Below are 13,010 nucleotides of genomic sequence, written 5' to 3'. Positions count from 1 at the left end.
GCCGCTGAGGTAATAACGTTGCAGCTCTATACGTGCGCTATCTGAACCAGCGCAGAACGCTCCATCTCAATTGCGCGCTTCATTCGGTCCATTGCGGGTAACGTTGGATTCTTTACACGCTTGGGAAAGCCGTTATGCGTGCGCCCCCTCAAGGTACGGCCATGGACCTTCTTGTGCACGCCGCCCCATTGCTTGAAGAAGAACGGTATTCCAGCATCCTCGCACTGTTTCTGTATCGAGATGACCCATTCCTCTTTCATCGGCCTGGCGCCGGGACCGCTTTCTCCGCCCACGATGACCCACGAAATACCCTTGAGGGAGATTGTCCCGACGTCTTCAAGCAGCGGCTCCACGGATAAGAAACGGACGGCTGCGGGCATGTCTTGCAGTTGCGCAATGCGAGGAACGCCATGCTTCCGGTTTTCGACCGATACTCCCCACCAGATGTGCTTTTCAGCGGCTGCGTCACGCAATATGCCGTTGAGCAGCTCTTTCATGCGTTCCGGGCGTTTCGTGAGGACCTGATAGGTATGCCATCTGGCAACTTGCATCGTCCTCGTCACCTGCTCGATGAATGAATCCGGCACACCGGGATGAAATAAATCGCTCATCGAGTTCACGAAGATCATCTTCGGCTCACTCCAGCGCAGCGGCTCCCCCAACTTCTCCGGTACGAGACGCAGATCGAAGCCTTGTCCGAAGGGATGGCCTTCAATCCCGCGAAACCGCTCAGCGAACCGTTCCGCATAGCAATGCTTGCATCCCGGACTGACCTTAGTGCAACCGCGAACGGGGTTCCATGTGGCGTCTGTCCATTCGATTTTGGAATTCGTAGACATGCCTTACTCCCAGAGGGTCCGCTGATTTGTACCATACTTCAAAACGTCTTTCCAGAACTCGTAGGCTCTCTGGTGCTTCGAGAACAAAGCTAGGTAATACAGGGCCATATTGTTGTCGTACGTCTTCACGCGCTTCATGTCATGTGCTTTTCTTGGTAGATAACCGATAGTCGTCATGCTTTGCGCGAACTCCTCGGCGAGGAACACCGGGAAACGGTTCCGTGGCAGATTGGACGCTTCCCAGCGCTGGCGCCAGTCCTTTACGCCCAGAGCCTCGGCTATTTTGGTGCTTCCTGCCGCCATGTAGTTTTCATAATTGCGATTGGCGTCCATCTGAGCCGCAAGAAGAACCATGAAATCCATATAGGCAGCGGACAGGCGCTTCAGCGTATCGAATTTGAACCCGAAATCGTAAGGGTCCACAAGGCACAGGCTGAGCACTTTTCTCGACGCCGAACCTCGTGGTATCGCATGCAGAATCTCTTCACCGCATTCGTCACAGTCGCCGCCGATGAAGACTACGTCGGCTGACGGGGCAAGACGTCTCACCCGCTGCCGCAAGGCGTCGAGCTTTTCCGGGTCTTGCTCACAGAAGATATAGCGATCGAATGGGAACTCCACGTTTAGAGCAACGATAGGTGACCCCATCAGCCTGGTTTCGGCCCCCTTGACCTTACCAAAGCCGGCCCCGGCATAAAGATCGACGTACACGCGAACGTCCCACTTATCTTTCATTCCCTTCGCGAATAGATGGTCATACAGGGCGATGAGGCGATATTTCTCCTCAGCCCATGGCCCTATTTCAGGAAAGATAAGTCCATCATCGGAAACACAAAACTCGTCCATAGAAAGCTCTGCTCTTTTGATTCTATGGTTCATTTCAGAAAACTGACCGTACATGACTCAGGTTCATTAATGCCTTAGTCTTCGTATTAGGTCCACCAATCATGGGCAAACTTGAAGGCGATTGTCACTTGACGAGAACAGGCCAACGCGCTCATTGACCGTCCTCCGATGGCTCATATCTCCGGAAACGGATCGCAGCATCTCCTATTGCCACCAGACTTCGGCGTATCGTGGAGCCGTGAGGCAGTCCATGAAAATGACGCTCGATCCCGATTTGGCAAAGGAGGCAAAGGCCCTGGTCGCCTTAGCTTTTCGCAATGGGCCGATCGAAGACTTGCATGCAGGAAAGCCGTGCAAGTTTTGCCGCGGTAATCAGGAAATCTCCCACATCTCCGATGAAGAGATGAAGAAGATCATGAAGTCGGCGGTCAATAACCTCTATCGTCTTTTGTGGCAGCGAGACTGCGATCCGATCGCCTACCAAGAGAACCTGGCGCTCGGCCGGCGCTATACCTTGCACTGGGATGATCCGGAACTCAGAAAGCCAATGAGGAAAGGGTCACGCCCCAAGTGACCCATTTCACCAGGAGACACCCATGTTCAAAGAGCTTGCTCCCTACCTGCGGCAGCGCGCCGTCCTGCTGACCGTCACCCATATTGAAGATGACCAGATTCGCGTGAACGTCATCCCGCAGAAGCTGAAGGACGGTGAGAACGCCGCGCTTACTACGCCTGTTACTGTGACCGGCACTGCGGAAGAACTCGACCGCGACCTGCCGGCAACGCTGGTCAACTTCGTTTCCTCGCACCTTGAACTCAAGAACACCCTGGACCGTGCGAAGTCCGAGATGGAGACCGCGGCGAAAACGGCTCAGGCAGAAGCCCGAGCGAAATCGAAGACGACAGCCACGAGAGTTGTTCCGAAAGCGGAACCGGCAAAGGCTGCTGAAACTCCGAAGCCGACTCCCCAGAAACCGGCCGAACCCGCCAGGGCGGCCAGCCTCTTCGATGTGCCGGTGCCGGAAACCATTCCTGGCCCTGTTCAGGACGAGGAAGAGGATTTATCTCCGCAAGCAGACGAAGAGGATGTCGATAGCAACGAAGATGACTTCGACGAGGCGGCTTGAGCGGGACTGCTTCCGTTGCGTGCAGCCCTAAGCCAAGAGGCTGGCTGGGTTAAGATTATTTTGGTTAGAGCGAAAATCATGATAATCTTATATCGGAAGCGGTAATTCGCAGCGGAGGCTTTCATGGCACAAGCCAAGCAAATTGAAGAGGTTGGGTCGGCTGTCCTGAGTGGCAGCGGACGCGACGTCATCCGGCAGCTCAACCTGTCTCCGGGGCGCAGGACGGTGGCTGTCACCTTTGCGGACAACGAACAGGGCGCTGCGGCTGAGCGCGTCATCCATCAGGTCGTGGAGTTTCTGCCCCAACTCATCCAGGAGCGGCAGGAAGATACGCTCAAAAAAATGGTCAATCTTCTGTTGACCGATGTCACCCCGTCGAAGGCGGCGCGTGAGCAGGCACGTATGCTCATCGAAGCCAAGACCGCCATTTTGAACAGCGGGGATTTTCTTCCCGCCACCGAGGTTGCCAAGCTTGCCGGATTCAGTTCGACCAACCTGAGCGTGCAGCCGAACAAGTGGAAGCGGAGCCGCGAGATCTTTGCGATCCAGCATGGCCGGGAAGATTACCTGCCGCTCTATGCCCTGAACCCGGCAGACCATCGCCCTCGCAGGGAGATGGCCGAGATATTAGAAGTCTTCGGAGATGCCAAGGACGGGTGGGGACTGGCATTCTGGTTTGCAGGGCTCAACAGCTTCCTTGACGACGAGCGTCCACAGGATGTCCTGGCTGCCGATCCCGAACGCGTGATTGCCGCGGCCAAAGATGAGATGGCCGAGTACGAACATGGCTAAACGAGCAGCAATCACCGCAGCGCCCATTGTCCCGACGAAGATCAAGCTCACCACCTGGGGCTCGGGCCAGACGATGTATCGCGTCCATGATGCGATCTACGCTGTCGATCAATTTAACCCCAGTCCCAAAGGCAATGCTCGCTTCAGTCCAATCCTTGATCCATCGGGCAAGGTGATTCCGACGCTGTATGCGGCGACCACGCCTCGCGGCGCCCTGATGGAGAGCGTGTTTCGCGACATTCCCTATCGCACAGGATTCAAGCATGTCGATGCCAGGAGACTGGCAGGCAGGGTGTGTTCAACGATCCTGTTCCAGGCCGACTTTCAGCTCCTCGATCTGAGCAAGGTTGCCTTGCGGGGACTTGGCATTCCTCCTCGGCAGCTCATCGACACGACCAAGGCTCACTACCCCGCAACGCGTGGTTGGGCCGAGTTGGTGTACGCTGCTCATCCTAAACTTCAGGGATTTCTCTGGTCTTCGCGGCAGGATGACCGGGCGCTCGCGGTCGTGCTGTTCGGAAGCAGGATAAATGCTTCTCAACTCATCGATGCCAGGCTCGGGCGACCGCTCGTCAGGAATGGCGTTGCTGAGGACTTTGTCGTCCAGTTGGCGACCGACCTGAAGGTTTTGCTCCACTAATACTCCCGCTAATCATCGCAGTACTCTGCGTAGTGCGGATACTCTCTCCCTGCCTGCCAGGGGAACCAGAGTGCGGCTCTGTTCCTTAGAGCCCACTGTCTGCACAGTTTTACCGTCCAGAATCCGAAGGAAAATTCCATGAAACCATCGAAGCTCTATGAGGCGCTTCACGCGCTCATTGGCGAACGTGTGCCCCTGCACATCTGGGGCGCGTGCGGCGTTGGGAAGTCACAGATCGTCTCCCAGGTCGCCAGCGATCTCGACTACGACTTTCTCGATGTGAGAGCAGTGCAACTCGATCCGGTCGACCTGCGCGGATTGCCTCGAATCTCGGCGGATCTGACAGAATGGGTACCCCCGAAGTTCTTGCCGACTGCCGGCAAGGGCATCCTCTTCCTCGACGAGCTGACCGCTGCTCCGCAGATGACCCAGGCGGGCTGCTACCAACTCGTGCTCGACCGAAAGCTCGGTGAGTATGTGCTGCCCGACGGCTGGGTAGTCATCGCCGCCGGCAATCCGGCCTCGGAACGCGGCGTTCACTTCGCCATGCCCAGACCGTTGCGCAATCGCTTCGTGCATCTGGACCTTGAACCGGATCTAGACGACTGGTGCCGGTGGGCGGTCAAGGCTCAGGTCCGTCCCGAGATCATCGCCTTCCTCCGCTTCAAGCCAGAACTTCTGCACACGGCCGACACGACCTCAGACGCCAACTCCTGGCCCACTCCGCGTTCCTGGGAGATGGCCTCACAGGTCCTTTGCGGGATAGCCCGTCGTCAGAAGACACAGCTTCTGTCGGGGACGAGCGAATTTGAGGCGCAGCTCCTGGATGGAACCGTGGGTCCGGCAGCGGCCTCGGAGCTTGTCGCTTTCCTGCGGCTGTTTCGTCAGCTTCCGTCGATTGACGAGATTCTGCTCAATCCTGCGACGGCGCCGCTTCCCACGGAGCCTTCCGCGCAAATCGCCATTGCTACCGCCCTGGGCAGGGTCTTGAGTGACACCTCGGTAGGGAGAGGAATCGCGTATCTCGACCGGATGCCAACCGAGATGCGGGTGATGGCCATGCGCGATGCGGCGGCGCGGGATACCGCCATAACTCACACTCCAGAGTTCGTTCGCTTCGGAGTGGATTACCGGGAGGTCCTTCGATGATTACGGAAAAGGCGATGCTCGCCGCCGTCCACATCAGCATCTGGACGGCGGTCAAGCACGATCGCAAGGTCAGCCGCGATGTGGCGGATCAACACGGAGCGCATAAGGGCGCCGGTCGGTACAACAAACAACTTTTGCGTGGCGCCGACAAACTAGAAGAATTGCGCACTCTCGCCGGGCAGATCCGGCAGTATTTCTACAAGATCACCCTGCCCTGGTCGGACGAAGGATTTCGTCTCTTGCCGGCGAACTTCTATTTCGATCTCATGGCCCGGATGCGTGAGTTCGAAGCGAGCTTCGAGCAGGGAGTGGAAGGCTTCCTTGGCGTCTACCCACAGTACATTGAGCAGGTGAGGCCGGAGTTGAACGGGCTCTTCCGCGAAGAAGACTATCCCTCCGCGGAAAAGCTGCGGAAGAAGTTCGGTGTCAAGCTCGAGGTTCTGCCCATTCCGTCCGGCGCCGACTTCCGCGTCCAGATGTCGGCCGAGGAGCAGGCACGGGTCTCGCGCGAAATCGATGCCAACGTCCGCGAATCGCTGACACGCGGGACCGAGGACTTGTGGCGCCGAGTGCGAGAAGCAGTTGCGCATATGGTTGACCGGTTGAACGAACCGGAATCGCGGTTTCACGGTTCGCTGGTCACCAACGTCCTCGACATCGTCGAGTTGTTGCCACGACTCAACGTCAATGGCGACGCTGATCTGAACCGCTTCGCGGACCAAATCAAACAGCGGCTTTGCAACTACTCGGCACAGGACCTCAAGAAACATGACCTGCTGCGCGTGACTACCGCGGCCGACGCTGCCAACATCGTTGCCCAGATGGACGATGTGTTGCGCGGCCGGCAGGCTGCAGAAACTGCTGTTGGCCAGACCGCCGACGACATCTTCACCCGCATGTCCGCGTTCATGGAGGCGCCCGCGGCCGCATGAGAAGTGAAACACCGACCGCGCGCCGTATTCAGAAAGCGCGCACCGCTCTGGTGCTCGACCATCCCTTCTTCGGCTCGCTTCTGTTTCGATTGAAAGACTTGGAGTGTGGGTCCATTGAAACCATGGCGACCGACGGAGTGTCGCTCTACTACAATCCTCAATTCGTTGAAACGCTCAACGCTGCGACCCTGGCGGGAACGCTGGCTCATGAGGTCATGCATCCGGCTCTGCACCATCATGTGCGGCGCTCGGGGCGCGATCCAAAGCGGTGGAATGTGGCATGCGATTTCGCCATCAATCCTCTGCTCGTTGACGCGGGACTCAGCCTGCCCGAGGGAATCCTTCTCGACAACCGCTTTCGTGGAATGAGCGCGGAGCAGATCTACAACCTCCTTGAAACGGAAGCCGGGCAAGATCCCAGCACCGAGCACGAAGAGGGTGAGTCTGGAGAGGATGGGTCTAATGCCGAGCAGCAAGCCGCGGGCGATGCGAATAAACCCTCCGCTCCCAGGACCGAAGGCGGAATCGGTCAAGTGCTCGATGCGCGGGCGCCTGACGAGGATTCCCCGACAACTGAGGAACAGGAGAGGGAGTGGAACATAGCAGTCAACCAGGCTGCGACGATTGCCAAGCACGCGGGCAAGGTTCCAGCCGGACTCAATCGGACTCTGGAAGGAGCGGCAGAGGCCGCGGTCGACTGGCGCGAACTGCTGCGGCGCCACTGGTTGGACACGATCCAGGCGGACTATAGCTGGATGCGCCCCAACCGCCGCCACCTCTGGACAGGGCTCTATCTGCCGGGTGTGGTGCGGGAAGGCGTTGGTGAGGTCGCGATCGCGGTTGACTGCTCCGGCTCAGTGAGCGGGCGGCAACTGCGGCTCTTTGAAGCCGAAGTGCGTTCCATTCTCGACGGGGCACGGCCGGAGCGCGTTTACGTTCTCTACTTCGACGCTGTAGTTCAGAAAGTGGAGACCTACGAAGCCGGGCAGCGCATTGAACTGAACCCGGTCGGCGGCGGTGGAACGGAGTTTGGTCCGTGCTTCGAATGGCTGGACGATAGAGGCATCCAGCCTCAGACTCTGGTCTTTCTGACCGACCTGTATGGTTCGTTTCCGGCGTCTCCTCCCTCTTATCCCGTCCTGTGGGCTTCGACCGGGAGCCAAAAGGCGCCATTCGGCGAGGTCATTCCCATGCGAGCCGCCTAACCCAGGCGAGTTAAAAGATGCGGCACGCGCACTGGCATTTAAGGATCGCAATCTCACCCCAACTATTCGATCGTCGCCCCAACTGACTTGGGGAAGGAGGCTCTCTGTGAATCAGACGTATCGCATTTTCACGGACGGTTCCGCGATCGGTAATCCGGGGCCAGGTGGATGGGGCGCTGTCGTAAAGCAGGAGAAAGCGCGTTGGGAGATGTCCGGCTCCCTTCCTTGGACGACCATCTCGGAAATGGAGTTGGTCGCAGCGGTCGAGGCGCTTCGGCCGCTGCGAGACCGGGCTCGCGTCGAACTCCATTCGGACTCGGAATACCTCATTTATGGAATGCGAGTCTTCGTTTTCCAGTGGCAGCGACAGGGCTGGCGAAACAGGCGCGGAAGTCACCTTCAGCACCGGGCATTGTGGGCGGAGCTGATCGGGTTGAATGCCCGGCATTACATTCGTTGGACGTGGATCAAAGGGCATAACGGGAACGGCGAACAGACGCGGGCTGACGCACTGGCCTATCAGGCCGCCCGCACTCTTTGGGTGCAACAGAAGGCCGCTGCTTGATGCCGGCTATGACCTCACGTTTTGACAGAAGGAGAAACGCTCATGGCTTCAATTGCAGAAGCAAGCTCGCTGTTTGAAATTGATATGGAACTCGATGGACTGCTTGAGGAGATTCAGGAGCAGGTCGAGTCCGAAGGTGAGCCTTCGGAAGATCTGGTTGCCCGATTCCAACAATTCTGCGAAGCACACGGCGAGAAGGTTGACCGAATTGGCCGCTTCTTGCGCATAATGGAGACTCGCGAACAATTCTGCCGCATCGAAGCTGCGAGGCTAAGCGATCGAGCTCGCGCCGCGGCAAATAAAGTCGAGCGTACCAAGCACATGGTGATCTATTATCTGCTGAGCCGGGATCTAAAGAAGGTTGAAGGGCAGCAATTCACTCTCCGCGTTCAGAAGAATAGTCAGGACTCGGTTCGGATCACTGACGAATCCGCAGTGCCGAAGTCCTATTGCCGGATTGACGCGCGGATCGACGGAGTCGTATGGGAGACAATCCTCTCACTACTCCCAGACGAACTTGCAGAAGCGCTGGAGTCATCGGTTCAAGAGGCGCGACCAAACGCTGACGCCATCAAAGCGGCTGCGCTGCGCAATGAACAAGTGCCTGGAACGGAAGTCCGCCGAGGTTCGCATCTGAGAGTAGCCTAAGCAATGTCCGCCTGTTCGCAGCAAATTGGTTCCTGAGTTCACCTGCCCGATACACTCCAACCTCCGATAGGCATTTCCCTGGGGCACTGGCTGGATATTATTAAGCTCGGGGTTGGAGACCAACTAACTCAACAGTGCTCTCTTGGCTCTACAAACCGCAGCATCCTCTCGAACAGTCACAAGGTCAATGAGCAGCCCATGGTGTGGGCTTACTTTGTCTTGTACTCGCCGAGGCGGGTGCAATCAACCAACCGGGCTAAGGTTTGAAGCGTGAAAACCTTCCCTCGCGTCGCAAGAATCAGTTTCTTCATATCCTCGCGGCGAACTTTGAAGCCACGTCCAGCAATACACGCGACCACCTCGAATCGCGGTGGGTCGCCCGGATTGAGCCCCTGAGTGCTGAGTTCCCCAAGATGTTGCACGCGCGTCACCTTGTCTCGTGCTGTGCCGTCGTCCTCAGTGATCTTCGCCTCGATCACGATGTGTGGGTTGAACTCGTTGGGAATGATGAAATCCGGCGCTTGATCAAAACCGGTGATACGCTCGGCCCGTTTGGTCTTGCGGTGGCTTATACCCGCGCGCGTGAGCACCCCTTCGATGGCCGTCTCCAAAACATCGCCCACGAGCTCACTCACAGAATCTCGATGGCCAGCAAAAGGGCGCCCAAGGAATCGCTCGTATAGCAACATCGCATAAGGCACACCAAGATCGGCCATGGGCTGGATGCTTTTTATCCCGTCACGGGTGTCTGCCTTATCGAGGCGGTGAATCAGTTCTGGGGTGCGTTCGTTGGTTGGAGCTCCTTCGGTGAGGAGTTCGCATGCTGCGACCACGAGCGCTCGGAGGCGCGCTCCACCAACCCCGCCGTTGAATTTCAGAGCCGCCAGCGGATTCATACGGATGTTTCGATCAAGGGTCCGGGCTGCACCTTGCGGAACCTCCACGCCACTTCGCTGCGTTGCAACGTACGCCCATTCGGGTGGCGTGAATCCTAACATCGAACGAAGAACGATAAAAGCAACCGGGACTTTGAGAATAAGTTCGATCACCGGTTCTGCCGACATATCGCGGAAGTCGCCTGTCGTGCGCTTCAGCGCTTCATAGCCCTGTTCAAAGACCGGATATTCAATGAACCCGTTTCCTTTAGGCAATGTCAGAAACTCTGAACTCAATGCACCAAAGATCGCATCAACGTACGTGTCCAAGTTTGCATCGAGTTCGGCAAAAGGCACCTCAAATGGAAACGGCATCAGGAATGTCCTCAAACAGATCACCTGTAGAAGTCAGGGTAGGAATGATCGAGCGCTCTTGCTCTGAAAGTTCATCAATCACGGACTGAAAATCGCCCAACGAATTCATTTCCGCACGGACGCAGCGCAGACGCTCAATCGTCGGTACCTTCACATCCCATTTTGACCGGAGGTTCCAAATTGCCATGTGGGTCAGGTGGCCGTAGACGACGCAGCGAATGTCCCCTGCCGAGACCTTCAACCCCGCATTCCGAAGTTGATCCAACTCGTGCCGGACGAGCGCGGTCAACTCACGGAGCGTTGCGAATTGCTGATAAGCAAAAACGGCCTCAGTGCGGCATACAAAAACGGTATCGACGACGGAAGATCCAGTGCCGTGAATGTGAATGGAGCCCCCCATTTCAGCGGGACAGGGCAAGGTCATCGAACAGGTGAGCCCGGCATCCAAAATGGCAACAGCGACCGTTTCGTAGGCTTCCAGTCGGTTGTGATGGAATGTGAAAGCAAGGGGCGCACCTGGCTTCAGGGCGCACGCCATAGCACGATAGACCGCCGCGAGGCCTTCGGCAAACTCCTCCAAGCCGCGCGATTCAGTCTGATTCCCGGTGAGTTCCTCCAGTGAGCGGGTTGAAAGGCGGTCAAAGCCCTCTGCCTCATTACTGACAAGCTGACGGAGCCACACGTAACAAAAATCCATCAATTCGCCGTATTGAACATTCCCGAAGTACGGCGGATCGGTGAAAACTGCGTCAAGGCTGTTTGGAGGAAGTTCGACCGTGGTCGCACTGGTGCAGCGAATCGAAACATTGCGCCGACGCCCTCCGTTCAATCGCTCGCCGATCCACTCCCCGGGAATCGGCACGTTGATCTTCCGGCCCGCTTTCTGGATCACCTCGAATGGGGCCTCACAGTAGCGCTTAGCCTTGGCGTATTTGTCGATGATGTTTACCCACCCACCCGAGCCGACATTGATGCCATTCCCATTGATGATCCCGAGCAAGTTGGATTCACAGTAGACGAGGCCGACGGGAAAGCCATGAACCGAGAAGATATCCAGCGATTTCAGGGCCATTGTGTCATAGCGGCACAGCATATTTTGATAACGCAGCAAGTCTGAGAGATTTGTTGCGAGCGCACGCCTGACGCGCTGGTCGGGCTGAGCGACGATAAGCCTGCAACTCGCTTCGAGGCCAAGCAGTTGTCGGTCATTGAACAAGTCTCGATAGTGACGATACCCCCAGCGATGCAACCGGTCGGTCTCGTCACCCGGCAGAATCTCCTGTTGCGGGGTAAAGCGAGGCTCCAGGCTATGCCAGCGCGCCGAAGCAGCCTTGGCACGCTTTAGGTCTTTGGCATCGGGCCTCTTGAAAAACCGCCCTGAATGGCCGTCTTTGCGCTTGGGGTTGTAATACTCAATGGCGAACATCCGGTGCCTGAGAGGTCCTGATGCGGCACGCGGATACGTATTAACGTGGCCACACGCGGGGCAAGCGCACCGATTCCGCTTTGCAGGACCGGTCACGATCAACGCGCGACGGCAGGAAGAGCACTTGCCGGGATGCTCAAGATTTGCAACCTCGTTTAGGTCACCGCAATAGGAACACACAAGCACGTTCTTAGGGTGTCGGGAATCCTCTGCCACGAGATAGCCGGGAAACAGATCGAATTCTTTGCTGCATTTCTCGCAGTTGAGAACCTTGATCCATAAAAAGTACTTCACTGGTACATCTCGGTCCCCGTAGAGTGGGCAGTCAGTCACATAGCCGGCGCCGATATCTTGCTCCAAAGCCTCAACGAGACCATCTGCGGCCTCACGATAGGCAACCAAATCTAGGTGTTCGATCTCTTCCCGAACGATCCAAGCCGCCATGGGATTGATGTCGAAACCCTGAACATCGCACCCAACGCGGTTGGCCTCGAGTAACGGTGTTCCGCCTCCCATGAAAGGATCCGCGACCATCCTTCCGGGAAAGTCATTTGCTTCGAAGAAGCATTCTGAAAGTGGCCGGTCGCTGAATTCGGACAGAACCAGTCCTCTGAATAGGGTGCCGGGACGACGGGCAAACCACTTATGCACGGCGATGATGGGCCTATAGTTTTGCTGGATTTGCTTCTCCTTGAGCGCCATAGCGGCAATCAGGGGAACATCAAAACGAGTTTCAATCGACATGCGGCCCGCCTCTAGGTTCCGATGGGGATGGTTCAGGCCAATGTGAGTAGCCTCGCCGAGCATCTTGGGTTCTATCAGTATCAAGGCTAACACATTCGGCATCAAGAAGATGCGGGCGAATGATGTTCCTATCTGATTGAATTTGCAGTGCTAAGGTCCCGTGGTGATTCGTCCACTTCCTCGTAAGCGTCAGACTAAGTGCATTGTCGGCATTTTTTGGCGGCCCAGGTTGCGGGAGTAAGGTCTGCGATGTTTTGAAGCGGTGCGTTCGCAAGCCCAGGCAGGATGTCGGCGAGGTAATCGCGCACCGGGATTTTGAGGCGGCGACAGCTTTCGATCACGGAGATGATAGCGGCTACGCGAGGTCCGGCGGGCTCGCTCCCGATGTGGATCCAGTTGCCTCGGCCAAGAGCGATCGGTCGCATTGAATTCTCCGCCACGTTGTTACTGAGTTCCAGTTGGGGATGATCGAGGAAGCAGATCAGCTTTTTCCAAATGGCAAGCGTGTATCTGCAGGCCTGTCCGGGGGCGCTCTTGGGCAGCACCGTCTTGCTCATATCGAGGATGTGGGTGCGGATTTCTTCGAGCAGCGGCGGAGCCTTCTCATGGCGCAGTGCGTGGCGTGCGGCGTGGTCCATCTTTTCGTTCCGCGCTTGAGCATCGATGGCGAATAACTCGTTTATCAGTTCAACCGCGCGGATGGATGCAGCATCCTGCTTATTGAGTTTGACCGCATCCACGAAATATCTTCTGGAGTGGCTCCAGCAGGCTGCATGCACCATCTTCGGCCCGCCCACGCGATCATATGCGGCGTAGCCATCCGTTTGGAGAAGTCCTTCGAAGTTGC

14 protein-coding genes are annotated in these 13,010 nt (G+C 57.0%); 9 read left to right on the top strand and 5 right to left on the bottom strand.

What is annotated here, in order from left to right:
• Positions 1-26: 26 nt before the first annotated feature.
• Positions 27-839, bottom strand: a complete 813-nt coding sequence (locus tag WCA10_RS02375) for a DUF5131 family protein (RefSeq protein ID WP_472820882.1) — start codon at positions 837-839, stop codon at positions 27-29.
• Between the two features lie 3 nt (positions 840-842).
• Positions 843-1,739: a three-Cys-motif partner protein TcmP gene (gene tcmP / locus WCA10_RS02370; RefSeq protein ID WP_472820881.1), complete on the bottom strand. Its 897-nt coding sequence runs from the start codon at positions 1,737-1,739 to the stop codon at positions 843-845.
• 196 nt (positions 1,740-1,935) lie between these two features.
• Between tcmP and WCA10_RS02365 the strand changes: the two genes are divergently transcribed.
• From WCA10_RS02365 to WCA10_RS02325, 9 genes are all read left to right on the top strand, one after another.
• Positions 1,936-2,259 (top strand): hypothetical protein, encoded by a 324-nt coding sequence (locus tag WCA10_RS02365; RefSeq protein WP_472820880.1) that lies wholly within the window; start codon positions 1,936-1,938, stop codon positions 2,257-2,259.
• 22 nt (positions 2,260-2,281) lie between these two features.
• Positions 2,282-2,812, top strand: a complete 531-nt coding sequence (locus WCA10_RS02360) for a PRTRC system protein E (protein ID WP_472820879.1) — start codon at positions 2,282-2,284, stop codon at positions 2,810-2,812.
• Between the two features lie 123 nt (positions 2,813-2,935).
• Positions 2,936-3,604, top strand: a complete 669-nt coding sequence (locus tag WCA10_RS02355) for a hypothetical protein (protein WP_472820878.1) — start codon at positions 2,936-2,938, stop codon at positions 3,602-3,604.
• Positions 3,597-4,244, top strand: a complete 648-nt coding sequence (locus tag WCA10_RS02350) for an RES family NAD+ phosphorylase (protein WP_472820877.1) — start codon at positions 3,597-3,599, stop codon at positions 4,242-4,244. The genes WCA10_RS02355 and WCA10_RS02350 overlap by 8 nt, the downstream gene beginning before the upstream one ends.
• A 138-nt stretch (positions 4,245-4,382) precedes the next feature.
• A complete protein-coding gene (locus WCA10_RS02345) occupies positions 4,383-5,393 on the top strand; it encodes an AAA family ATPase (RefSeq protein WP_472820876.1) in 1,011 nt (336 codons plus the stop codon).
• On the top strand, positions 5,390-6,325 hold the full coding sequence (locus tag WCA10_RS02340) for a hypothetical protein (protein WP_472820875.1): 936 nt from the start codon (positions 5,390-5,392) through the stop codon (positions 6,323-6,325). Before WCA10_RS02345 ends, WCA10_RS02340 begins: the two co-directional genes overlap by 4 nt.
• Positions 6,322-7,530, top strand: a complete 1,209-nt coding sequence (locus tag WCA10_RS02335; protein ID WP_472820874.1) for a vWA domain-containing protein — start codon at positions 6,322-6,324, stop codon at positions 7,528-7,530. Before WCA10_RS02340 ends, WCA10_RS02335 begins: the two co-directional genes overlap by 4 nt.
• A gap of 106 nt (positions 7,531-7,636) precedes the next feature.
• On the top strand, positions 7,637-8,095 hold the full coding sequence (locus WCA10_RS02330; RefSeq protein ID WP_472820873.1) for a ribonuclease H family protein: 459 nt from the start codon (positions 7,637-7,639) through the stop codon (positions 8,093-8,095).
• A gap of 42 nt (positions 8,096-8,137) precedes the next feature.
• Positions 8,138-8,743 (top strand): siphovirus Gp157 family protein, encoded by a 606-nt coding sequence (locus WCA10_RS02325; protein WP_472820872.1) that lies wholly within the window; start codon positions 8,138-8,140, stop codon positions 8,741-8,743.
• A 209-nt stretch (positions 8,744-8,952) separates the two neighbouring features.
• On the opposite strand, the gene WCA10_RS02320 is transcribed toward WCA10_RS02325, so the two are convergent.
• From WCA10_RS02320 to WCA10_RS02310, 3 genes are all read right to left on the bottom strand, one after another.
• The gene (locus tag WCA10_RS02320) at positions 8,953-9,993 is read right to left on the bottom strand and encodes a hypothetical protein (RefSeq protein WP_472820871.1); all 1,041 of its coding nucleotides are present in this window, start codon (positions 9,991-9,993) and stop codon (positions 8,953-8,955) included.
• Entirely contained in the window at positions 9,977-12,163 is a 2,187-nt protein-coding gene (locus WCA10_RS02315; protein ID WP_472820870.1) for a DUF1156 domain-containing protein, read from the bottom strand. The genes WCA10_RS02320 and WCA10_RS02315 overlap by 17 nt, the downstream gene beginning before the upstream one ends.
• A gap of 194 nt (positions 12,164-12,357) precedes the next feature.
• A partial coding sequence (locus tag WCA10_RS02310) for an IS66 family transposase (RefSeq protein WP_472820869.1) occupies positions 12,358-13,010 on the bottom strand: 653 nt, incomplete at its 5' end.

It is taken from the genome of Occallatibacter sp. (assembly GCF_049582745.1).
Taxonomy (GTDB): domain Bacteria; phylum Acidobacteriota; class Terriglobia; order Terriglobales; family Acidobacteriaceae; genus Telmatobacter.
The sequence above is the reverse complement of the archived record's forward strand: the minus strand, read 5'-3'. Positions and strand labels throughout refer to the sequence as shown.

Coding starts and splice junctions, on each gene's coding strand:
- WCA10_RS02320 (WP_472820871.1), bottom strand. CDS start 9,993: ATGCCGTTTCCATTTGAGGTGCCTTTTGCCGAACTCGATGCAAACTTG.
- tcmP (WP_472820881.1), bottom strand. CDS start 1,739: ATGTACGGTCAGTTTTCTGAAATGAACCATAGAATCAAAAGAGCAGAG.
- WCA10_RS02355 (WP_472820878.1), top strand. CDS start 2,936: ATGGCACAAGCCAAGCAAATTGAAGAGGTTGGGTCGGCTGTCCTGAGT.
- WCA10_RS02315 (WP_472820870.1), bottom strand. CDS start 12,163: ATGTCGATTGAAACTCGTTTTGATGTTCCCCTGATTGCCGCTATGGCG.
- WCA10_RS02360 (WP_472820879.1), top strand. CDS start 2,282: ATGTTCAAAGAGCTTGCTCCCTACCTGCGGCAGCGCGCCGTCCTGCTG.
- WCA10_RS02365 (WP_472820880.1), top strand. CDS start 1,936: ATGAAAATGACGCTCGATCCCGATTTGGCAAAGGAGGCAAAGGCCCTG.
- WCA10_RS02340 (WP_472820875.1), top strand. CDS start 5,390: ATGATTACGGAAAAGGCGATGCTCGCCGCCGTCCACATCAGCATCTGG.
- WCA10_RS02350 (WP_472820877.1), top strand. CDS start 3,597: ATGGCTAAACGAGCAGCAATCACCGCAGCGCCCATTGTCCCGACGAAG.
- WCA10_RS02325 (WP_472820872.1), top strand. CDS start 8,138: ATGGCTTCAATTGCAGAAGCAAGCTCGCTGTTTGAAATTGATATGGAA.
- WCA10_RS02335 (WP_472820874.1), top strand. CDS start 6,322: ATGAGAAGTGAAACACCGACCGCGCGCCGTATTCAGAAAGCGCGCACC.
- WCA10_RS02345 (WP_472820876.1), top strand. CDS start 4,383: ATGAAACCATCGAAGCTCTATGAGGCGCTTCACGCGCTCATTGGCGAA.
- WCA10_RS02375 (WP_472820882.1), bottom strand. CDS start 839: ATGTCTACGAATTCCAAAATCGAATGGACAGACGCCACATGGAACCCC.